Raw genomic sequence first — 22208 nt, 5'->3', positions numbered from 1 at the left:
CTGCCCGACTCATTATGCATCATTTCATCAGATACTCGATTATCGTGGTACTGGCAGCAGTACTTTTTCTCCCGTTTCTGGGGCACGTACATCTTTTCGACTGGGATGAGATCAATTTTGCCGAATGCGCCCGCGAGATGATCCTTTCCAAAGATTATCTCCGCGCACAGATCGATTTTAAACCATTCTGGGAAAAACCACCATTGTTTATCTGGATGCAGGTTTTGTCCATGAAAGCTTTTGGTATTAACGAATACGCGGCGCGCTTCCCGAACGCGCTGATGGGAGTAGTTACGCTTGGCACTTTGTACAGTGTCGGCAAAAAGATCATCAATGAAAAAATGGCTATCTGGTGGGTTATTCTTTATGCTGCTACCTGGTTGCCACATTTCTATTTCAAGTCAGGCATCATTGATCCGACGTTCAATTTTTTCATATTCCTTTCCTTTTACCAGGTGCATTTACTGCGTTTTTCCGACCGGAAAGCAATGCACGCGTTACTGGCCGGGCTGTTTATGGGATTGGCGGTACTTACGAAAGGGCCGGTAGCGATACTTGTTGCGATACTTGCGTTTGGCGTGTTTATGATTTTAAACCGCGGACTGTGGGGGTATAAACTGTCGCAGCTTGGCTTGGTTGTATTGGGGGCTATGGCGCCGGTGTTGATCTGGTTTGGCGTCGTAATACTATATCACGGATGGGATTTTGGCAGTTGGTTTCTCAATGAGTTCATCACTTATCAGATTCGTCTGTTCCGAACGGAGGATGCAGATCATGGCGGACCATTCCTTTATCATTTTATCATTCTGCTGCTGGGTTGTTTCCCCGCATCGATATTCTTGTTTCAGTTCTCCCGCAAACGCGTTACCGATAACGAACCGGCGCGTCATTTTACACGCTGGATGTGGATCATGTTCTGGGTCGTATTGATTCTTTTTTCCATCGTAAAAACGAAGATTGTACACTATTCTTCACTGTGTTATTTCCCGCTTACTTATCTTGGAGCGTTGCAATTATATCGTCTGAGCAATGAACCGATGCGCATGAAGAAAGTGGTGCAGGTGCTGTTGCTGACGATTGGTTCTTTACTGGCCGTTGCGATTGCCGCATTGCCCCTGGTTGGCCTGAATAAAGAAAAACTGATTCCACTGATAGACGATCCGTTTGCCGTTGGTAATCTCCAGGCAAATGTGAGCTGGAGCTATGCCGAATGCCTTTGGGGCGTATTATACCTGATCGGCATTTGGGTAGCGGTGCTGATGATGCGAAAGGATTTTCGCCGGGGTATGCTGGCTTTATGCATTACACAGATCGTAATTATTCAGATTACGGTTTTGCATTTCACGCCAAAGATTGAAGCATATTCGCAGCGCGCTGCTATCGATTTTTTCAAAAGCCTGGAAGGGAAGGATGTCTATGTACAGGTGCTCGGTTACAAAAGTTACGCACAGCTTTTTTATACAAAAAAGACAAAGCCGACCAATGAAAATTCTTATAATGAACAATGGCTGCTGACAGGGCCCGTAGATAAGCCTACATATTTTGTCTGCAAGGTTATCGCCGCTGATCAATACCGTAAAATGCCCCAGCTGCAGCTGATAGACGAAAAGAATGGTTTTGTGTTCTTTAAGCGAAAATAGATGTCATAACATCAAAATATTCAGGCCAATAGCTTTCGCTTTTGGCCTTTTTTATGCCCGTATTTTTACGGAATTAATGGATGTATAAAAAGTGTAATAAAATAGTGTAATTCCTGCTTATTTCATCAAAATGGCGATGGATATTTGTATCAGAAACCACCCTACTAAAGTTGTCGAATACCCCTTCAGGAATTGAATCCTGATTAATTGAAACGAAGCAGGACTAAGAAGATTGCAGTCCTTTTAACTCTTCGAAAGCGGTGTAGCACCTCATGTGAACCCAGAAGCCGTGAGACGATTTTACGCCGCTTTCTTTTTTCTCCCAGTTGTAAAGTTGAAAGCAGTTCGACTTTAGCGCTCCTGAAACATCAGATTTTCTATTCATCGAACCAGCCGTTTACTGAATTAACCGGCCAAAGGGGCTTGACAGCATGATATCTTTTTATTATATTTAAGATAAAAAAATGGGCGCCGCTTTCTTTTCTGCCGATTTCGTTGTGAATGGCCATAATAAGCAATTTCAGTTTATCAAAACGGAGGAAGATTATGAAGTGTCTGTACCTGATGATCCCGCTGTACCACCTTTTCACATGATTATGGATCAGGAAGGTATCTGGTATTTTCTTGATAAATCATTGCCGGCCTGGGTGGTAGATCTTGAAATGGAACTCGGTGACATTATTGAAGAACACGAAGTTATTTGAGATTTAATATTTCAGATTTACGATTGCACTGATTCCGTTAAATAATTAAAACGATAAAGAGTTAAATAAGTCATGAGTTTTTTCGGGCTTATGCGTCTTCGCGGAGACCACATCATCGGTACGGTACCAACCTAATCTTAAATCTATAATAACAAGTAAACTTCGCGGAGAGGTGGCAGTCAAACTGGCTTTAACGCTACTGTATGGAGCTTCGCGAAAGAAACAAGTTGTTGTACGACCGGGCAGGGTTTGGGATTTCCCTTAGCGATTATGATCAGCCAAAGCCAATTGAAAATTTGACCCAAAGCTTGTTTCCTAAACAGGCGGCTGCACCATTAACCGTTGTTACTGCTGCCGCCTGGGCTGAAAATGCGCCGCGTAAAGAAATGGATCCACAGGAACGTAAAGAAAAGCGCATGGAGATGCGGCAACTCGTCGGCGATCTCAATCTTCTTTGGCTGAACGAAATGGTACAGACTGCGTATCCTTTACTGGAAAAAACCAGTCTTTTCTGGCATGGACATTTTGCCTGCCGCATTGATAATCCATATTTTCAACAGGACTTATTGCAGAATATTCGCAGCAATGCGCTGGGTAATTTCGGGGATTTGCTGAAAGCCGTGTCGAAAAGCCCGGCGATGCTTTCCTTTCTCAATAATCAGCAAAACCGGAAACAACATCCCAATGAAAACTTCGCCCGCGAAGTGATGGAATTATTTACGCTTGGTCGTGGTCATTATTCGGAAGACGATGTGAAGGAAGCTGCCAGAGCCTTTACCGGATGGGGTTTTGATCAAAGTGGCGGATTTGTATTCCGCGAGCGGGCACACGACGAAGGGCGGAAAAAATTTCTTGGTAAAGAAGGGAATTTTAACGGTGACGATATCCTGAATATTTTACTAGCGCAAAAGCAGACCTCTGTTTTTATTACACAAAAGTTATACCGGTATTTTGTAAGTGATACGCGCACTGATGAAAGACGCGTCAATGAGTTGGCAAAGTATTTTTATCATGAAAACTATGATATTGGCAAACTGCTGGAAAAGATGTTTACCGAAGATTGGTTTTATGATGATCAGAATATTGGTGCTAAAATAAAATCGCCCGTAGAGCTGATTGTGGGCTATATGCGTACCGTGCCGCTGCGTTTTACGAATGAAAAAACACCGTTGCAATTACAGCGGATATTAGGTCAGTTGTTGTTTGCACCACCCAATGTAGCTGGATGGCCAGGCGGTAAAAACTGGATTGACAGTTCATCGCTGGTGATCCGTATGCGGCTGCCGGAAGCGTTTTTAGGTTCAAAGGAAATTAACCTGCAGCTGAAAGAATTAGATACAGATCTTGCCGAAGCTTCTGAAAAAATGGAAGTACATACGCAGCAATTCAACCTGGCGCGCGCCAACCCTGACTGGGATAATTACGTAAATTACTGGAAGCAACAGGCGGAACAAACATTGCCAAAATCGCTTGCTGCTTATCTATTGCCTTTTCAACTGCCGCCGGAAAAACTGGATGTGCTGAAAAAGTTTGCTGATAAAGACTCGTCCGAAGAATACATCAAAAGTCTGACCATCTTGCTGATGGAAATGCCCGAATACCAATTGTGTTAATAAAGAAAAGAGTAGTGTTATGCCTGTTTCGCGAAGAAAATTTATACAACTGAGTTCTCTGGCCAGTGCTGCGTTACTGGTGCCGAAATTTTTAAAAGCATTCGAATATAACCCGATGCCAACGGCGATAAGCGGCGAAAAGGTTTTAGTGATCATTCAGCTTTCCGGAGGGAATGACGGCCTTAATACAATTATCCCTTACCGTAATGATATTTATTATGGCAGCCGTCCGAAACTAGCTATTGACCGGGCCTCAGCGTTATCGCTCAATGATGATGCCGGTATACATCCGGCATTGCAGCAGGTAAAATCATTGTATGATCAAGGTTTCGTAAGCATTTTGAATGACGTTGGTTATCCGCGGCCCGACCGTTCTCATTTCCGGAGCATGGATATCTGGCAAACAGGGAGTCGTGCAGATGAACTGCTGACTACTGGCTGGATTGGCCGTTATCTCGATGGCAGTTGTGCGGATTGCGATGATCATAATACGCGCGCCATTGAAGTAGATGATACGTTGAGTCTGGCTATGAAAGGGCGGGATAGAAGTGCATTGGCGGTGAGTGATGTCAACAAATTTTACAAAGCGGCTTCCGATCCGTTCTTCAAGAAAATAGCGGCGACACATGCGGAGGAGCATGAAGCCCAACTGGCGGATTATTTATACAAGACATTGCACGAAACAGTTTCCTCAGCGGATTATGTTTTTCAGCAAAGCAAGATTTATAAATCCACGCAAGTCTATCCGGATACGGCTTTGGGCAAGCGCATGAAAACAATTGGTTCGCTGATCAATGCACATGCCGACACGAAAGTGTATTATGTTTCGCACGGTAGTTTTGATACACATGTTGGCCAATCCCAAAGACAGGAACAGTTATTTAAAGACCTGGATAATTCCATTGCTGCATTGGTCGCTGATCTGAAACAGAACAACCGTTTTAGTGACGTGCTGATCATGACTTTCTCCGAATTTGGAAGAAGGGTGGCGCAGAATGCGAGCAACGGCACCGATCATGGCACTGCAAATAATATGTTTATGATCAGTGGTGGTCTGAAAAAAGCAGGCCTTTACAATCCGCTTTCTGATCTCACCAATTTAGATGAAGGTGATCTTCGTTACCAGCTCGATTTCAAACAAGTCTATGCCACTATTCTGGATAACTGGCTGGATGGCGCTTCGCGCAATGTTTTGAATAAAAAATATCAGGTGCTGGATTTTGTGTAATAGGTGAGTGGTCAAACGTGAATGTCAAACGTCAACGGTATCCGCTAAGCTGGCGTCTTTGCTCCTTATGTATCTTCGCAAGAAACCTTTTATAGTGGCATTGTCTTCGTTGTGTCGTTGGAGCATTATCCACCAGGTTTTGACTTTTGAGTTTTGAATTCGTCAGCCGTCGGCGAATATTCCTATCTTAAAGCCTTCAAATCACTATATATGTTGAGTATTCGCAACATTGTAAAACAATATGCAAGTCAGCGGGCGTTGGATGATGTAAGTCTGGAAGTAAAGCAGGGACAAGTTTTTGGCTTGTTGGGGCCAAACGGTGCAGGCAAGACATCATTGATCCGCATTATCAATCAAATCACAGCACCGGATTCTGGTGAGATTTATTTTAAAGGAGAAAAGCTCAATCCTTCCCATATCGAGCACATTGGCTACTTGCCGGAGGAGCGCGGTTTGTATAAAAAAATGGAAATCGGCGAACAGATTCTTTATCTCGCGAGATTAAAAGGTCTGAGCAGTGCAGAAGCAAAAAAACGGATGAAGTACTGGTTTGAAAAACTGGAAATTCAAACCTGGTGGAATAAAAAAATCGAAGAGCTATCCAAAGGCATGCAACAGAAAGCACAGTTTATTGCTACAGTTTTGCATGAACCTGAATTATTGATCCTCGATGAACCGTTCAGTGGCTTTGATCCCGTAAATGCGGAGATTATCAAAAATGAATTGCTGGAACTCAACCGGAAAGGCTCGACCATTATACTTTCTACACACCGCATGGAATCGGTAGAAGAACTTTGCGATTCAATAGCGCTGATACATAAATCACATAAAATTCTCGACGGTGAAGTAAAGGCGATTAAGAAAGCCTATCGCAACAACACTTATTTCCTGGAATACGAAGGCCCGAAATTTGCGGTGAACGGCAATGCCCCTTTTCAATTGCTCTCGGAAGCAGCCACAGATGATGGCTTTTTACTGCAGCTGAAAACAAACGACAGTGATATGAATGCAACATTGCAGTATTTCCTGCCACATGTGCGCATTACCCGTGTGCAGGAAGTGATTCCGTCTATGAATGATATTTTTATCGAAAAAGTAAATCAACTCGGCTAGAACCATGAACAAGATATTACTCATTATACAGCGCGAATATCTTTCCCGTGTGCGAAAGAAATCTTTTATCCTGATGACCTTTCTGGTTCCGATACTTTTTATCGGCATGTATGGGCTTATTATTTATTTCGTCATGAACAGTGATGAAATGGCGGATAAAAAAACCGTGATCGTTGCGGATGATTCCGGATTGTTTAAAAACAAAATGGAGAACACGGCGAGCATCAAATTTCAGTATGCGACGAACAGCTACGCAGATGAAAAACAAAAACTCACCAAATCTGAAGACGAGCAATTGTATCTGTTGCATATTCCTGCCGATGTGAAAAATGTAGAATTGCTGAGTGCTAAGAAATCGGGCGCCAGTACTATTTCTGCGGTAGAGAATCAGCTGAGTACGGTGATGCAAAACGAACGACTGCGTAATGCCGGTATTGACACCGCAGTATTGGCCAAAGCCCAAGAACATATTGATGTATCTGCAAAACAGATTACAGCAGAAGGAGAAAAAGACGCAGGGACGTTTATGGCCTATGGAATTGGCTTTGTCACCGCGTTGCTTATTTATATGTCGCTGTTTATTTACGGTGCACAAGTAATGCGTGGTGTGATTGAAGAGAAAACCAGTCGTATTGTGGAAGTGATCATTTCTTCGGTAAAACCATTTCAGCTTATGCTGGGCAAAATCATCGGTATCGGTATGGTTGGGCTGACGCAGTTCCTGCTTTGGATTATACTCACAATCGGCCTTACTACTGTGGGCAGTGCAGTTTTAATGAACGGACAGAAAATGGATAAAAATAAAACGGAGGCCCTCATGAAATCTACCACTTCTGGTGCTGCGATGTCGGCGGCCAACGGCGGTACTGAAATAACTATGACTGCCGGAAGTAAACAGGAAATGGGCATGAAGATTATGCAACAGCTGAATGCCGTGCCGATCGCTTATACCGTTACGATGTTTCTGTTTTATTTCTTGTTTGGTTATTTACTCTACAGTGCCATATTCGCGGCTGTCGGTTCGGCGGTGGATAATGAAACGGAGACGCAGCAGTTTATGTTGCCCGTTACCTTGCCGCTTATTTTCACTTTCATCCTGTCCATGAATTTTGTGATCAATAATCCGGACAGTAATATTTCATTCTGGTTGTCGGTGATTCCGTTTACCGCACCGATTGCCATGATGATCCGCATTCCGTTTGGTGTTCCGGTATGGCAGCTTGCTTTGTCAATGAGTCTGATGGTTGCAGGATTTTTATTTACAACCTGGTTAGCGGCACGTATTTATAGAGTTGGTATACTTATGTACGGTAAGAAGGTAAACTACCGTGAGCTCGGAAAGTGGCTTTTTTATAAGGAATAACGCAGAAAATAATTCTCGGAAATCGTTTTTTAAGACAGATTTAATATATTAGAGGATAATTTAGTTTTCCTGTATCAAAATCTAGCCGGAATATGAACCGAAAAGTACTTAAATCCATTGTTGCTGCATCATGTCTTGCTGTGGTAGGTTTGGTTGCTTGTGAGAAAAATAACGACTCATCTACTAAAGACGTTTGGGAAGTGCACAATTATTGTGTGCCTTTACGTCCGGATGTATATTGCGCGCAAAATGATACGTTGCAGGAAACTTATCCGCACGATAAGTACAAACAAGGACAAACGATTATTGTATCTCAGGATGCAAACATCATTTACTACAAATATTTCATTACACTCGTAGGACAACAATAATCCTCTGATTGTTTATATAAAGAAACAGGCCGTAAATTTTTACGGCCTGTTTTATTTTTTATTGAATGGTAATGCCCAGCAGTTTAAAAAATTCCTGCAGAATGCGTGGATGACCTGGCCACGCAGGAGAGGTGGTGAGATTGCCATCCGTAATTGCTTCATGCACCGCTATGTCCTTCCAGGTGCCGCCCGCTAGTGTAATATCAGGACCAACAGCAGGGTAGGCCGTGAGTGTACGTCCTTTCAGGACACCTGCTGTGGTTAGTATCTGAATGCCGTGACAAATAGCTGCGACTGGTTTGTTTGCATCGAAGAAATGTTTGGTGATTTCGATCACCCGTTTGTTGAGACGGATATATTCCGGAGCACGACCGCCGCAGACATACAGGCCGTCGTAATCTTCCGGTTTAATATTGTCGAACGTTGCGTTGATAGCGAAATTATGTCCGCGGGTTTCCTGGTAAGTCTGGAAACCGACAAAGTCGTGTACCGCAGTCGCTACCGTGTCGCCCGATTTTTTATCCGGACAAATTGCGTGCACCTCGCAGCCTACGGCTTGTAGTGCCTGAAATGGAACCATTGCTTCGTAGTCTTCGACAAAATCGCCCACGAGCATCAGAATTTTCTTTGCCATTGAGATAAATTTTAAGTTGTACGTTTTACGTTATAAGTTGTTGTGTGTACGTTTTTTTATGGGTCATCACGATGATGTACGATCGGTTAGTTTGAAATAAAAGTGTCCAAATACGTCTTTTGTTTTTGATGCCATAGTCAAGAGTTAAAGTTGTCCCCTAAAAGTTACGCCTAATAAATCATCGTGCTTCGAAAACTAAAGGATGTTTTTTATTTTTATATTGCTAAATTGTTAAATAGGTTGAACGTCTGGTATTCCCAACTTTTATCATAATAGCTTTGTCCAGAATAAGAATTAGCTGAATATGGCAATGCCGTCTATGCTGCGTATTTTCTTTCCGAACAACGATAAGTTTTATACGTTGTTTGAAGGAGTGTCGCTGAATGTGGTAAAAATGAGTGCGCTGTTTGTGACGTATGTGTCCGAAAATGATTTCGAAGCGCGCAAAGCATTACTGAGGGAACTGGAAGAGACGGAACATGCAAATGACGACCTCACCCATAATCTGTTTGTCACACTTGGCAAAAATTTCATCACGCCATTTGACCGCGAGGACATTCACTACCTGGCCAGCACGCTCGACGATATCATCGACTACATCTGGAATTCGGCGATGCGCATGAATGACTACAACATACTGCCGGTAGATGACGCAATCGTAGATTTTGCAAATCGCGTTGCCCGGATTGCGGAGATTCTGGAAAAGGCAATTCATCAGCTGCGCGATGTACGTAACCTGATGCAGATCGCTGAGAATTGTATTCTCATTGGCCAGATGAGCCATGAATGCGATGATATGATGGATAACGCTACGGTGCAAATGTTTGCGACAGCTACTGATGCCAGTGAGGTAATCCGTAAGTTAGATGTTTACGAGATGCTGCAGATAGTAGCAGAAAAATGTCAGGATGTCTCCAACGTAGTTGAATCCATCCTGATCAAATATTCATAGGTTCATAGTGCTTCGGGCGTTAATTCTTTGACGTTTTTTCCCGCGTTTCCAGCATTTCTATTACGGTACCGATATTGGTATGATCAATTCGCTTGCCGCGGATGATTTTCTTTTCATCGAGCAGATAAATAACCGGTGTACTATAGATATCATACTTTGCACGATAGTCTGATGTGCGTTGCCAGTCTGCCACGTTTATCCAGTCAGACATGTTGTTCTTCTTGATAAAATCTTTCCATTTCGGCTCGTCTTCAGTAGCTACTGCGTAAATTTTTACGCCTTTTGCTTTCAATGATGCACGATAGAGAGAATCGAGCTTTGGAATTTCCTGTGCACAGTGTCCGCAATCGGGAGAGTAGAAGAGCAGGAGTGTGTATTTTGACTGCACCCCGGAGAGGCTTTGCGTTTTACCATCAACATCTGGCAGTTTTAATTCTGGTGCTATATTGCCCACAACATTCGGTGCAATGTCGCGCGCGCGTTTGATGCGTTTTTGCAAATCTTCGGGACTCAGCCAGGTGCCATCGCCTTTCATAAAATAATCTTCTACAAGGTAAACGAATACCTCGTCCATGCCCATGATCTTGCTGTCGTGGCTATTGATGGTAAGCCATTCCAGCGTGAATTTAAACAGGTCTTCGGAACCTCGCGCTTTGGCGATCACTATGTCTGCATATTTCTCGATTGTGTCCGGAATTTGTTCCAGTACTTTGTTGAAATACTGATCCAGCTTGTTTTGCAGCAGCGGCGTGTTGATCAGCCGGTTGTCCTTAAAGTCAAAGTTGTCCCAGTAGTGCGTTTTATAATAGTTGTAAGCGAAAGTTGAATCTTCCTTTCCGTTAGGTAAATAATGTTTTCCTTCCGGTACTTGCACTTCGGTTGACGCGCCGAGCACATGCGCGAGAAAGCTGCTTGGGTATTTGGTTCTGAGCTCGTCGCGATAGGCGTTCATTGCTTTGAACAGGCGTTCACTTTCTGCCTTGATCGTTGTGGTGTCGGAAGAGGTGCGAGCTTTAGCCAGGCGGTTTTTGAGCGAATCCTGTTGAATGCCGTATCCCTGCATATAGTTTTCATAAGTCAGGAAATGTTCATTTTCAGGCGAATTTTTGATGACGATGCTCGCCGGCAAATGCTTGGTGTCTACGGTAACATTCAGATCGTCTCCGTTATTCAGGATGATTTCAAAAAAAGTAGCCATGTCTGAAAGTAAAAGCACATAAATGCCGCCGTTTAATTTTTCCTTTCCGGTGAGATTGGCTACACCGTTTTTGATCCGTGCAGAATCCGCTTTATACAGGGCAGGAAAGGGTTTGGCATAATAATGCGCCAGGTACACCATGCTGTCGTTGACCGGGTTGGTGATTTTTAATTTGATCTTATAACCGTCGCCGGCAAAAGACTGTAATGCAATAAAGCAGAGCAGGAGTAAAAATGTTTGTTTCTTCATTTTTTTAGGTTGACCTGATTAACGGATAGCGGTTAGACGCCAGAAGTTAGGTACAATTTTTTGGTTACGGTAGCAATAGCGTATGTAAAAATTGTTGTTCCTTGAAAACTAGCATATAGCATCGGGAAAAAAGACGTGTCTTTTCCTGTAATCGCTGGTGTGATAATTATAAGTATTTGTTAAAAGCCTGAACCTGGGGGAAATATGGACGGCCTGATTGTAACGCGAACGCCGGGATAATAGCCCTGATGGCAGCGGTTACCCCGCAGCGACCAAAGGAGCGAGGAGTAATAGCGGACAGCGGGACTGTTGCTGAACGGGGTATTTCTGCCGGGCTGATAAATGATAAATATCGGATATCGGAGCTGGAACCTTTTTCGCTGTGGAGAAAAACTCGTCATTGATAACTTATACTCCTAACTAACGGTGTACCTTTGCGGCCTATGTCAAACAACGAACTCCAGACTTTAGAGAAAATAATTACTGGTCGTCGTACTACGAAAGCGGCGTCTATGAACGGCAAAATGATCGATAACGAAACGATCGCGCATTTGCTGACACTGGCTGACTGGGCACCGACACATGGTCGCACAGAGCCATGGCGCTTTTTTGTATATACGGGTGAATCGCTGAATAAATTCTGTGAAGACCATGCGCAGATGTATTGGGATAATACAGCAGAAGATAAACGCAGCGAAGCGACTTTCGAGAATATGAAACGTACGGGTGATAAGGTTTCTCACCTGATTGTGGCGGTAATGCAACGTGGCGCAAATCCGAAAATTCCACAACTGGAAGAAATCGCAGCAACCAGCGCTGCTATTGAGCACGTGCTGCTCGGCGCCACTGCCAGCGGTATTGCCAGCATCTGGAACACGGGCGGTATGACGCTGCAGCCTGCAATGAAAAAACATTATGATCTGAAAGAAGAAGATCAGGTAATGGGTTTGCTGTATCTCGGTTACACGGATGAAGAAGTGAAAGAAGGTAAGCGCAATATTCCGGTTTCGGATAAGGTGCAGTGGATGTAGTCTGAAGTCAAAATCAAAATTCATAAAAACGGTTGGACGGCTCAAAGTCGTCTGGCCGTTTTTTCATTACACACGACTTATACCAATTGAACTTCAAAAACGGCATTAAAAATTTTGGCTAAATCAATTTCCCAGGAGTGTTTTCTGTCACTTTTGCCTTGAAGCAAAAGTAACCAAAAGTTCAAGGCTTAAGGAAACCACGGCTAAAATGAAAAGGCATTTCGCTGCAATTATTAAAGCTTACTGTGCTGCTTTATACCCTTCCTGGCCAATCTATAACTGACCTGTGTTGCTCCGTTCACCATCATAATTGCGGACGCTGTATGCATTTCATTTTTTAACGCCTACGTTTCCTTAGGCCGGAGGTGTTCCGTTAATCCTTCTTTACACCGTTCCATTTTTTTGATGGTCAATTGGTATTACTTAAGATCAGAAATTAAATGGTTTCTGTCCGTTGCAGTCTGCGTTTTTGCCTGGATCTACTTTGAAGTACTTGCAGAAATAGAGATAATAGGCATAACGGTTTTGTGTTTTCTTTTTCGGATTTGCCAGACCGCATTCCACGCCACCGTTGATCACATTGACGGTAGTGCCAAATCCCGGATATCTGTTGGCTGCTGAATCGCGGGTTGTGGGTATCCATTTTTGTATCATGATATCGTGGCAGGACGGTTTAGGAGGTTGCGCCGTCATCCAGAACCAGATCGCTGATGCAAATGAAACAACCGGGTCAGTTGCTAATAATTCGGGGTGTCGTAAAAGGCTGTCCTTGTCGCCAAAATAAGCCTCACTGAATTGCCCATAATTGTAATTCCAGGATAGTTGCTTTGGTCCTCGGCCATGGTAGGAGACGCCATTTGCCGGCAGCCAGTTTTTCTTAGAAGTATCGGCGTAGTTATTGTGCGTTTTCGACCAGTCTTGTTCTTCCAGAAAATAGAATCCCCATTTAAAATAACCACCTGGCGCTTCATCCCAGCCTCCCGAAGTTTCTTGGGCAGCATTAGCCAGAAAGGCTGCCAGTTCTCGTTTCCGGTCCGCTTCTTTTCCTTCGTTCAGAAAGTTAGGGAACTGTTTTGCGGCTTTGCAAAACGCCTGGAAGCTATAGAAATCTATCGCCGGCGCTGCAGCACGTTTGGGATCTTTATACGTAGAAACACCATAACGGTTGGGAAAAAGCTCGTTCCATTTTTGTTCATTGAGGAAGCGCATGACACAGCTTTTCTGAGCAATGGACGGCATTGCAAATGAACATGAAAAAGCAAGAAAAAACAGCAGATGTTTGTGCATGTGGTATAAAGCTAAGGGATTTGCAGGTTATTGCTTGCAGCTTTCGGGCCTCAGGCTTTAAGCTTTCAGCTTTTTGACGTAAATTTCCAGCCGATTTCATAACTAAATTTTGACGTATGCCATCTTTCGATATTGCTTCTAAAGTAGATCCGCAGGTACTTGACAATGCGGTAAACGTGACCAAAAAAGAAATTGAAAACCGTTTCGACTTTAAAGGGACCCATGTTTCTATAGAGTTGAACAAAAAAGAAATGGTCATTGAGTTGGAGGTAGAAAGCGATATGAAATTGAAACAGGCTGAAGATGTCCTGCTCACGAAGTCGATGCGCCAGGGACTGGAAGCGAATAGCTTTGATATGTCGAAAGATTTTACCGCTTCCGGTAAATACATTCGTAAAAAAATTCCGGTAAAAAACGGCATTGATCGCGATAATGCGAAGAAGATTGTGAAGCTGATCAAAGACAGCGGACTGAAAGTGCAGGCTGCAATCATGGATGATGTGATCCGTGTAACAGGTAAGAAGATTGACGACCTGCAGGACGTAATTCAGCTTTGCCGTGGCGGTGGACTTGATCTGCCATTGCAGTTCATCAATATGAAAGCCTGATCAAATTTTTCAACGATAGGAACGGCATCTACATGGTGCCGTTTTTTTATGACCTTGTATGAAACTGATTTTAATTACGCCAGATGATACTTTTGGCCGCGAGCTATCCATTGTGAATGGTTGTTTTGCGTATGGATTACAGCGGTTGCATTTGCGGAAAAAGGGTTTCAGCAAAGAAGATTACAGGAATTATATCGCTGCTGTCGATGATACTTTTCATGATCGCATTGTGCTTACCGAATATTTTTCATTGCTGGAGGAGTTCAACCTGGGCGGTGTGCATCTCAACAGTCATATCCGTGATTTGCAGAAAACATCAGATGAATTAGCATTGTTAAAACCGAAACAAATCTCATCCTCTTTTCATAGTTGGGATGAAATTGCAGCTGCGAAAGATCATTTTAATTATGTGTTTATCAGTCCGGTTTTTGATAGTATTTCCAAGAAAGGATACAAGGCGGGAATTGATCTGGAAGGTGCTGCAACATTGAAACAGACGAAGGTTGATTGTCCTGAAGTTATTGGTTTGGGTGGTGTGCAGGCATACAATATTCAAAGGTTGAAAGAAATGAATTTTGATGGTGCTGCCTTGCTTGGCGCCGTTTGGGAAAGCGAAAATCCGGTGGTGGCGTTTCGTGAAATTTATTTGCGGACTCAGGGGTGAACTTAGTTCCCACTAATATTGCCGCAGTCGGAAAACTAGCTGAATTTTATAGACACGAGTCGCCCTTCGGGAGCCTCGCGCCAGAATCTATCGTGCCGAAACCACTCCGTCTTTTAAACTAAATACGTCCTGAAACCCTTGCTGCATCAGCCACGTGGCCCATTGTTTGCTCATTTGTCCAACCTGGCAGTAGAGCACTGTCTTCTTATTTGGGTCCAGTTCAGAAACTCTTGTTTGAATTTCGTAGTAAGGAATATTGATGCCGCCGATATTAAAACGAGCATGGTCAGATTCTTCACGGATATCTATCAGTTGCACGTCTTTTTCCTGTTGCAATAATTCTTGTAAATGGCTGTAGGCAATTATTTGCGGCGCTGCACAAACTTTTTTTTGTGATTGTTGCAGCTGATAAATGTCGCGATTTTTTTCGTTTAGCGAAAAATGAAACTGATGAAATTGCATTGACAGGGCATTGAACATAAGTAGTGTTCCGCTTAAAACGTTCCCCGCCGCAGTAATGATTTTCAACACTTCATTCGCCTGAATACTGCCTACAATGGCCGGAAGGGTAGCGATGACGCCAATTTCCGAGCAGTTAGGCATCATTTCTGCCGGAGGCATATCGGGGAATAAGCAACGGTAAGTTGGACCATTATTATAATTGAATACCGAAACCTGCCCTTCAAATTTATCAATAGATCCAAATACCAACGGCTTGTTCGTGATGACGCAGGCATCATTCAATAAATAACGTGTGGCGAAATTGTCGGAGCCATCAACCACAATATCATAGGGCTGAATGATCTCAATTGCGTTTTCGTTATTTAGTTCTGTATTGTAGGAAACGATGTCAATGTGTGGATTCAGTAATCGTATTTTCTCTGCTGCGGTTTCTGCTTTTGGTTTGTCGATATCAGCTTCGGTATAAAGAATTTGTCGCTGCAGATTACTCAGTGAAACAACATCACCATCTACTATGCCAATGTGACCAACACCCGCCGCAGCAAGGTATTGCAGCACAGGGCAACCCAATCCGCCGGCGCCTACCATCAGTACTTTGGCAGCTTTTAATTTTTGCTGACCATCTTCACCGATCTGCGGCAGCATGATTTGGCGACTATAACGTTCCTGTTCTGCGGGCGATAACATGATGGTTAACTTGAAATCTAAAATTACGAAAAAGCCGTCCAGTCTTTCCAGACAGGCGTATAGCCCTGTTCTTTAATCATTGCTGCTACTACGGCCGGGGAGCGGTTATCGTCGATACAGAATTGCTCCAGCGATTCTGGCTCTGTAACATAGCCACCGGGATTGGTAGCGCTGCCGGCACTCATGCTGGTAATTCCGAGACGAATAATATTATCCCTGAACGATTGACTTTCACGCGTAGAAATAGATAATTCCAATTCTTCGCGGAAAATACGCCAGGCACAAATCAGTTGTGTAAGCTCGCGATCGTTGATGACAACTTTTGGCTCTATCAATCCTTCCGCTGGTCGCAAGCGGGGAAAAGAAATGCTGTAGCGGGTTTGCCAGTATTGTTTTTCGAGATAAGACAGATGTAATGCCGTAAAGAAATTATCCGTACGCCAGTCTTCCAGTCCCATCAACACGCCTAATCCGATTTTGTGAATATTCGCTGTGCCAAGCCTGTCGGGTGTTTCGAGCCGGTAATCGAAGTTTGATTTCTTTCCCTTCGGATGATAATCTTTATAGTGCTCTTTGTTGTAAGTTTCCTGATACACTAGTACTGCATGCAATCCTTCCTGCGTCAAAGCCGCATATTCATTGGCGTCCAGCGGTTGTACCTCAATAGAAATGTTTCGAAAATGAGGACGTAATAACCGGATTGCTTTCTGGAAATAATCCAGTCCAACAGTTTTGTTTGCCTCGCCGGTTACGAGCAATACGTGCTCAAACCCTTGCTGCTTCAGGTATTCAGCTTCCTGTAAAATCTCAAATGATGAAAGCGTTTTGCGTTTTATTTTATTATCGTAGCTAAAGCCGCAATAAGTACAAATGTTCTGGCATTCGTTGGAAAGATACAACGGCACATAAAGCTGCACGGTTTTTCCGAAACGCTTTTGCGTAAGCGCGGCACTTAGTTGTGCCATTTGTTCCAGATATGGTGCCGCTGCTGGAGATATCAAGGCTTTGAAATCCTCAATGTCGCGCTTTGATTTGCGCAGCGCCAACTCCACCTCTCCAGCTGTTTTGCTGTAGATGCTGGATTGCACATCGTGCCAGGAATGTTGGTTGAATATGTGGTCGAACATTTAATTCAAAATTCAGAAGTCAAAAAAGCAAATTCAAAAGGGCAATGGTCAATTGTGAATGGTCAATGCGCGATAAATTATTCTCGTGTTTGTCGGCCCTTCGATTCCGCTCAGGGGGACACTTATTTTACCACAGCCCATGTTTGGCCGCATTTGTTCGATGGTATAACATAGAAATTGACCATTCACTATTCACCATTCACCATCAAAAATTCCGTCAACGGACTACTTGCGACCGCTCTTTGCTGGACTGCGCCGAGCTTCGCGTTATAGGCCATTCTTCCGGCTTCAACGGCAATTTTAAATGCAGTCGCCATTTGTACAGAATCCTGTGCCACTGCAATCGCTGTATTTACAAGTACTGCATCTGCGCCCATTTCCAGTGCAGCGGCGGCATGGCTTGGTGCGCCAATCCCTGCGTCTACCACAACTGGCACGTTGCTTTGTTCGATAATAATTTCTAAAAAATCAAGTGTGCGTAAACCTTTATTGCTGCCGATCGGAGCGCCCAAAGGCATTACTGCAGCTACACCTACTGCTTCAAGTCTTTTACATAAAACGGGATCTGCATGAATATAAGGCAACACCACAAATCCTTCTTTTACCAATTGCTCTGCTGCTTTCAGCGTTTCTATTGCATCTGGCATCAGGTAGCGCGGATCGGGATGGATTTCTAGTTTTAGCCAGTTTGTCTGCAGGGCTTCACGAGCCAATCGAGCTGCAAAAATCGCCTCATCTGCGGTTCTGGCGCCAGATGTATTTGGCAGCAGATTAATGTGGTCATGATTTAGATAGCGCAGTATATCGTCTTCTTCTTTATCGTTGAAGTCGATACGCTTCAATGCCATGGTCACCAGTTCGGAGCCGGAAGCAACAATCGCTGCTTCCATTTCCTGATGATTTCCGAATTTTCCGGTGCCCAGAAAAAGCCTTGATTGAAAGGATTTTCCGGCTATTACTAAAGGATCATTCATACGTTTGTAATTGTGTGTGGTAAACTGCATCAAGCAGTGTATTCGTTATCATGGCAGGATCCTCAGCATTTGAAATAATGCCGGAAACAGCAATGCCATATAAGCCTGTTTGCAACAACGCGGCTATATCGTCTGTCTCAATGCCGCCAATGCCAACAATTGGCGGGTGTTGTATGTTTTGTTTGTTTAACGCCGCGAATATGGCTTCATACCCTTCCAGGCCAATAACCGGGCTCAGGTTTTCTTTCGTTTTTGTGAAACGGAAGGGACCGAGACCTATGTAATTGATCGGTTCTTTCGACAGGCGTATGATGTCTTCAATTGTATTTGCAGTGCTGCCGATAATGAAGTCATCGCCGAGCAAATCTCTTGCTTTCGCAGGCGGCATATCTTCTTTGCCCAGATGTACGCCATGAGCGCCGGTTTCCAAGGCAAGGGAAACATTATCATTTACTATAAAAATCGCATTGTATTGTTCGCAGACAAGTTGCACCTCTTTTGCCGTTTCGAGATAAGCTTCATAATTCACATTTTTGAGCCGGAGTTGTATCCATTTTGCTCCGCCTATACAGGCTTTCTCGGCTAAAGATGCATCTGTGGTGATGTACTGCAAACGACTGATTTTCTTCATAGTTCGTAACTGATTTGATGATGACCTAATAATGATGGGTTGCTGGCCAAAAAACGCTGTGTGTACTGATTAGCCATCCGCGATGCAGTTACAATATCCATGCCAAGTGCGAGGTAGGCCGTAAGTGCTGCTGAAAGCACACATCCGCTGCCATGTTTTTCGCCGTTTGGTATTTTTTTATTGAAAAAGCGATACTCATTATCATGCGTAAACAAATAGTCGTTAATTATGTCTTCTTCTGTATGGCCACCTTTTAGATATATGTTGGAAGGCTGGTTTTGCAAAGTCTGGTGTAGCATATTTTCACCAAATAGAGTCTTTGCCTCCGGTATATTAGGTGTTATGCAATAGAGCGCCGGCATTATGTTTTGCAACCTTGCGGCGAAGTCTGCGCCATGAAATGCATAACCAGCGCTTGCTTTCAGAACAGGATCGAAAATGATACGTACCTGTTCGATGTGTTGCTGCAGATACCCAACGATTTCTTGCAATACATCCAGGTCTTCGATCAGGCCAATCTTCACATACTGCACTTTAAAACGGCGCAATAAAAGCTCTGTCTGACGAATAATTTTTTCCGGAGCAATCCAGTCCACGCCTTCAAATTCCACGTCGTTCTGAAACGTGAGTGCAGAAACTACGCCAAATCCATGCACACCGCATTGCTCAAATGTTTTTACATCTGCGAGTATGCCGGCACCGCCAGAAGCGTCGTGTCCTGCAATAGAGATTGTAGTTGTTAGTTGATGGTTCATTATATAGATACTAGATTCAAAATGCCAGATGCTGGCTGTTTTACTCTGTTATTAAAATGTTTGCAAGTCTAATCTTTACGATTTAGAAAACAAAGCGTGCATCTGGCATCTGAATGCTAACTTCTAATTGTAAATCTCAGCTCCCTGATCCACAAACTCCGCTGCTTTTTCCTGCATCAGTTTTTCGTGTTCTGCAGTATAGTCGCGAATGTCCTGCGTGATTTTCATCGAACAGAAATGCGGACCGCACATGGAGCAGAAATGCGCAATTTTTGCACCGTCGGCTGGCAATGTTTCATCATGGAAAGAACGTGCTGTTTCTGGATCGAGCGAAAGATTGAATTGATCTTCCCAACGGAATTCGAAACGCGCTTTGCTTAATGCGTTGTCTCTGTGTTGTGCACCAGGATGACCTTTCGCCAGGTCCGCAGCGTGCGCTGCAATTTTATAAGCGATAATGCCGTCTTTCACATCTTTCTTATTCGGCAGGCCGAGATGTTCTTTTGGCGTCACATAACAAAGCATCGCAGTACCAAACCAACCAATCATTGCCGCGCCGATCGCTGATGTAATATGATCATAACCCGGTGCAATGTCAGTTGTTAATGGACCGAGCGTGTAGAAAGGTGCTTCGTGACATTCTTTCAATTGCTTGTCCATATTTTCTTTGATAAGGTGCATTGGCACGTGTCCCGGACCTTCAATCATTACCTGCACATCATGTTTCCAGGCAATCTTTGTGAGTTCACCGAGTGTTTCCAATTCGGCAAACTGTGCCGCATCATTTGCGTCTGCAATAGAACCTGGGCGCAGGCCATCACCTAATGAAAAGCTTACATCATAAGCTTTCATGATTTCGCAGATTTCTTCAAAATGCGTGTAGAGAAAATTCTCTTTGTGGTGCGCCAGGCACCATTTTGCCATGATACTGCCACCGCGTGAAACGATGCCCGTCATACGTTTGGCTGTAAGTGGAATATAACGCAAGAGCACACCAGCATGGATCGTGAAATAGTCAACGCCTTGTTCTGCCTGTTCAATCAAAGTATCTCTGAAAATTTCCCAGGTCAGGTCTTCCGCTTTGCCGTTTACTTTTTCTAAGGCCTGATAAATCGGAACCGTTCCAACAGGCACCGGACAGTTGCGGATGATCCATTCGCGTGTTTCGTGAATGTTCTTTCCGGTAGAAAGATCCATCAAGGTATCGCCGCCCCAATAACAGCTCCAAACAGCTTTTTCTACTTCTTCTTCAATGCTCGAAGAAACCGCTGAGTTACCGATGTTGGTATTGATTTTCACCAGGAAATTACGACCAATAATCATCGGTTCACATTCCGGGTGATTGATATTAGATGGAATAATTGCACGCCCTGCTGCAATTTCCTCGCGCACAAATTCTGGTGTGATATGTGTCTTTGGAACGCGCGCGCCAAAGTCTTCACCGGCATGTTGTGCCCACAGCTCATTCTGCTGTTGGAGTTCATCGATGCGTTGATTTTCGCGGATCGCGATGTATTCCATTTCTGGAGTTACGATGCCTTTTTTCGCGTAATGGAGTTGCGTTACATTTTGTCCTGTTTGTGCACGGTAAGGCATTTGAATATGCTCAAAACGAAGTTCTTTCAGCTTCGGATCATTCATGCGTTCGTTGCAGTATGCTGATGAAAATGCAGCCAATTGGTCTACATCGCCACGCTCATTGATCCAACTTTCTCTTAGTCTTGGCAACCCTTTTTTTACATCTGCTTTATAATCCGGATCGGTATATGGACCGCTGGTATCATAAACCGTTACTGACGGATTCGGCGTTTCTTCCTTTAGTCCGAAAGTGCTGGTAATAGTAGGGTTGAGCGCTATTTCGCGCATAGCCACTTGTATGTTATGCAGTTTGCCAGGCACATAAATTTTGCGCGACATAGGCAATGCGTTCGGCTGAAGTGAACCAGCTACAAATGCAGGAACTTGTTCTTTTTTCATAAAGAAGCAGAATAATAAATGAAGACCAGGTCTCCTCTAACTCCTCCAAAGGAGGAGGATTCCCAGCATTATTTTAGATTGACTATTTGCAATAGAAGATTAGTCCGGAGCATATCAGTACGTTTAAGTTTGACCTTTCACGTTTGACGTTTCACCATTCACGATTAATTACCCGCCTTGCGTAGCACGAATAATTACCAGATTATCGTCCTGGCCCAGCGCATGGCTGCTCCACGATGAAAATGGAATAATCGCATTGTTGACGGCAACGGCTATGCCGCTAAATGCAGTAACCCCGGAGGATTTCAGCGCTTCCATGATGGTAGCGTTTTCCGGAATTTCCTGCAGTTTACTGTTGATATAAATGTTCATAAAAACCCACAGGGGCGTTTAAAAATCAAACAATAAACTTTAAGGAAGACATGAGATGAAAGACAGCCGAAGCTGTCTGCTTTTCCCTTCGCAGGTCCTAACCTGATCAGGTACTAAGGGTATAATCTCAGGAACGTTTGATGCACGCATCTTAGTCCCACCCCTAAAGTCTTTAGGCAAATGTAGGGAAAAACTCAAAATTCAAAAGTCAAAATTCAAAAATGATGAAACGGCGAAGGTGAAACGTCAGAGGTGAATACTCGTGAGCATAATTACATGGTCATGTCGACGAAAGGAGACAGTTCCCGAAATGAAGGTTTAGTTCACGTTTGTCATGCTGAACGGACTCGAAGTTTGTCATGCAGAGCGGAACTCGAAGTTTGTCATGCTGAGAGGGTGTTTAAAAAGAAAAGCATAAAAAAAGGAATCAGTGTTGTAACTAAGAGGTTTAATCAAACACCATCTTGCAAATGTGTTTTCCTTCTAGTTTAACTGATTCCGAATGGCAAGTTATATCAAGTTTTTTACCAGCCAAAACCAAAGGCAAATATTGTTTAAGATCCATCAT

General features: G+C 43.7%; 21 protein-coding genes and 1 riboswitch. Of the genes, 11 read left to right on the top strand and 10 right to left on the bottom strand.

Annotation, left to right across the window (positions count from 1 at the left end; genetic code table 11):
- Positions 1–14: 14 nt before the first annotated feature.
- The 7 genes from DN068_RS18125 to DN068_RS18095 all read left to right on the top strand — a co-directional run bounded on the left by DN068_RS18125 (position 15) and on the right by DN068_RS18095 (position 8032).
- On the top strand, positions 15–1640 hold the full coding sequence (locus DN068_RS18125) for an ArnT family glycosyltransferase (RefSeq protein WP_111000360.1): 1626 nt from the start codon (positions 15–17) through the stop codon (positions 1638–1640).
- A 464-nt stretch (positions 1641–2104) separates the two neighbouring features.
- Complete coding sequence (locus DN068_RS18120; RefSeq protein ID WP_111000359.1) at positions 2105–2344, top strand: hypothetical protein; 240 nt, start codon at positions 2105–2107, stop codon at positions 2342–2344.
- A 203-nt stretch (positions 2345–2547) separates the two neighbouring features.
- On the top strand, positions 2548–3957 hold the full coding sequence (locus DN068_RS18115) for a DUF1800 domain-containing protein (RefSeq protein WP_111000358.1): 1410 nt from the start codon (positions 2548–2550) through the stop codon (positions 3955–3957).
- A gap of 19 nt (positions 3958–3976) precedes the next feature.
- Positions 3977–5185 carry a DUF1501 domain-containing protein gene (locus DN068_RS18110; RefSeq protein WP_111000357.1) on the top strand — a complete coding sequence of 403 codons (1209 nt, stop codon included), beginning with the start codon at positions 3977–3979 and terminating at the stop codon, positions 5183–5185.
- Positions 5186–5395: 210 nt separating this feature from the next.
- Positions 5396–6298, top strand: a complete 903-nt coding sequence (locus tag DN068_RS18105; protein ID WP_111000356.1) for an ABC transporter ATP-binding protein — start codon at positions 5396–5398, stop codon at positions 6296–6298.
- Between the two features lie 4 nt (positions 6299–6302).
- Positions 6303–7661 carry an ABC transporter permease gene (locus DN068_RS18100; RefSeq protein ID WP_111000355.1) on the top strand — a complete coding sequence of 453 codons (1359 nt, stop codon included), beginning with the start codon at positions 6303–6305 and terminating at the stop codon, positions 7659–7661.
- A gap of 92 nt (positions 7662–7753) precedes the next feature.
- Entirely contained in the window at positions 7754–8032 is a 279-nt protein-coding gene (locus DN068_RS18095) for a hypothetical protein (RefSeq protein WP_111000354.1), read from the top strand.
- A gap of 58 nt (positions 8033–8090) precedes the next feature.
- Here the strand turns inward: DN068_RS18095 and DN068_RS18090 are convergent, their stop codons facing one another.
- Positions 8091–8666, bottom strand: coding sequence for a DJ-1/PfpI family protein (locus tag DN068_RS18090; protein ID WP_111000353.1), 576 nt, complete (start codon positions 8664–8666; stop codon positions 8091–8093).
- A gap of 304 nt (positions 8667–8970) precedes the next feature.
- Here DN068_RS18090 and DN068_RS18085 point away from each other — a divergent pair, with 304 nt between their 5' ends.
- On the top strand, positions 8971–9618 hold the full coding sequence (locus DN068_RS18085; RefSeq protein ID WP_111000352.1) for a DUF47 domain-containing protein: 648 nt from the start codon (positions 8971–8973) through the stop codon (positions 9616–9618).
- A gap of 19 nt (positions 9619–9637) precedes the next feature.
- On the opposite strand, the gene DN068_RS18080 is transcribed toward DN068_RS18085, so the two are convergent.
- On the bottom strand, positions 9638–11065 hold the full coding sequence (locus DN068_RS18080) for a TlpA family protein disulfide reductase (protein WP_111000351.1): 1428 nt from the start codon (positions 11063–11065) through the stop codon (positions 9638–9640).
- A gap of 443 nt (positions 11066–11508) precedes the next feature.
- On the opposite strand from DN068_RS18080, the gene DN068_RS18075 reads away from it, so the two are divergent.
- Complete coding sequence (locus tag DN068_RS18075) at positions 11509–12096, top strand: nitroreductase family protein (protein WP_111000350.1); 588 nt, start codon at positions 11509–11511, stop codon at positions 12094–12096.
- Positions 12097–12525: 429 nt separating this feature from the next.
- Here the strand turns inward: DN068_RS18075 and DN068_RS18070 are convergent, their stop codons facing one another.
- The gene (locus DN068_RS18070; protein ID WP_243630311.1) at positions 12526–13305 is read right to left on the bottom strand and encodes a chitinase; all 780 of its coding nucleotides are present in this window, start codon (positions 13303–13305) and stop codon (positions 12526–12528) included.
- A 194-nt stretch (positions 13306–13499) separates the two neighbouring features.
- Here DN068_RS18070 and DN068_RS18065 point away from each other — a divergent pair, with 194 nt between their 5' ends.
- Positions 13500–13991, top strand: coding sequence for a YajQ family cyclic di-GMP-binding protein (locus DN068_RS18065; protein WP_111000348.1), 492 nt, complete (start codon positions 13500–13502; stop codon positions 13989–13991).
- Between the two features lie 58 nt (positions 13992–14049).
- Complete coding sequence (locus DN068_RS18060) at positions 14050–14655, top strand: thiamine phosphate synthase (RefSeq protein WP_111000347.1); 606 nt, start codon at positions 14050–14052, stop codon at positions 14653–14655.
- An 87-nt stretch (positions 14656–14742) separates the two neighbouring features.
- Here DN068_RS18060 and moeB read toward each other — a convergent pair whose 3' ends face one another.
- The 7 genes from moeB to thiS form a co-directional block, all read right to left on the bottom strand.
- A complete protein-coding gene (gene moeB / locus DN068_RS18055; RefSeq protein WP_111000346.1) occupies positions 14743–15804 on the bottom strand; it encodes a HesA/MoeB/ThiF family protein in 1062 nt (353 codons plus the stop codon).
- Positions 15805–15827: 23 nt separating this feature from the next.
- Positions 15828–16931 (bottom strand): 2-iminoacetate synthase ThiH, encoded by a 1104-nt coding sequence (gene thiH, locus DN068_RS18050; RefSeq protein WP_111000345.1) that lies wholly within the window; start codon positions 16929–16931, stop codon positions 15828–15830.
- A gap of 188 nt (positions 16932–17119) precedes the next feature.
- On the bottom strand, positions 17120–17905 hold the full coding sequence (locus DN068_RS18045; RefSeq protein WP_111000344.1) for a thiazole synthase: 786 nt from the start codon (positions 17903–17905) through the stop codon (positions 17120–17122).
- Positions 17898–18536, bottom strand: a complete 639-nt coding sequence (locus tag DN068_RS18040; RefSeq protein ID WP_111000343.1) for a thiamine phosphate synthase — start codon at positions 18534–18536, stop codon at positions 17898–17900. The genes DN068_RS18045 and DN068_RS18040 overlap by 8 nt, the downstream gene beginning before the upstream one ends.
- Positions 18533–19291, bottom strand: a complete 759-nt coding sequence (locus tag DN068_RS18035; protein WP_111000342.1) for a hydroxymethylpyrimidine/phosphomethylpyrimidine kinase — start codon at positions 19289–19291, stop codon at positions 18533–18535. The genes DN068_RS18040 and DN068_RS18035 overlap by 4 nt, the downstream gene beginning before the upstream one ends.
- 123 nt (positions 19292–19414) lie before the next feature.
- Positions 19415–21268, bottom strand: a complete 1854-nt coding sequence (thiC, locus tag DN068_RS18030; protein WP_111000341.1) for a phosphomethylpyrimidine synthase ThiC — start codon at positions 21266–21268, stop codon at positions 19415–19417.
- Positions 21269–21436: 168 nt separating this feature from the next.
- A complete protein-coding gene (gene thiS, locus DN068_RS18025; protein ID WP_111000340.1) occupies positions 21437–21640 on the bottom strand; it encodes a sulfur carrier protein ThiS in 204 nt (67 codons plus the stop codon).
- 66 nt (positions 21641–21706) lie between these two features.
- Positions 21707–21815, bottom strand: a riboswitch (TPP riboswitch).
- Positions 21816–22208 lie beyond the last annotated feature (393 nt).

Origin of the sequence: Taibaiella soli, from assembly GCF_003236175.1 — a bacterium.
Classification (GTDB): domain Bacteria; phylum Bacteroidota; class Bacteroidia; order Chitinophagales; family Chitinophagaceae; genus QKTW01.
The sequence above is the reverse complement of the archived record's forward strand: the minus strand, read 5'-3'. Positions and strand labels throughout refer to the sequence as shown.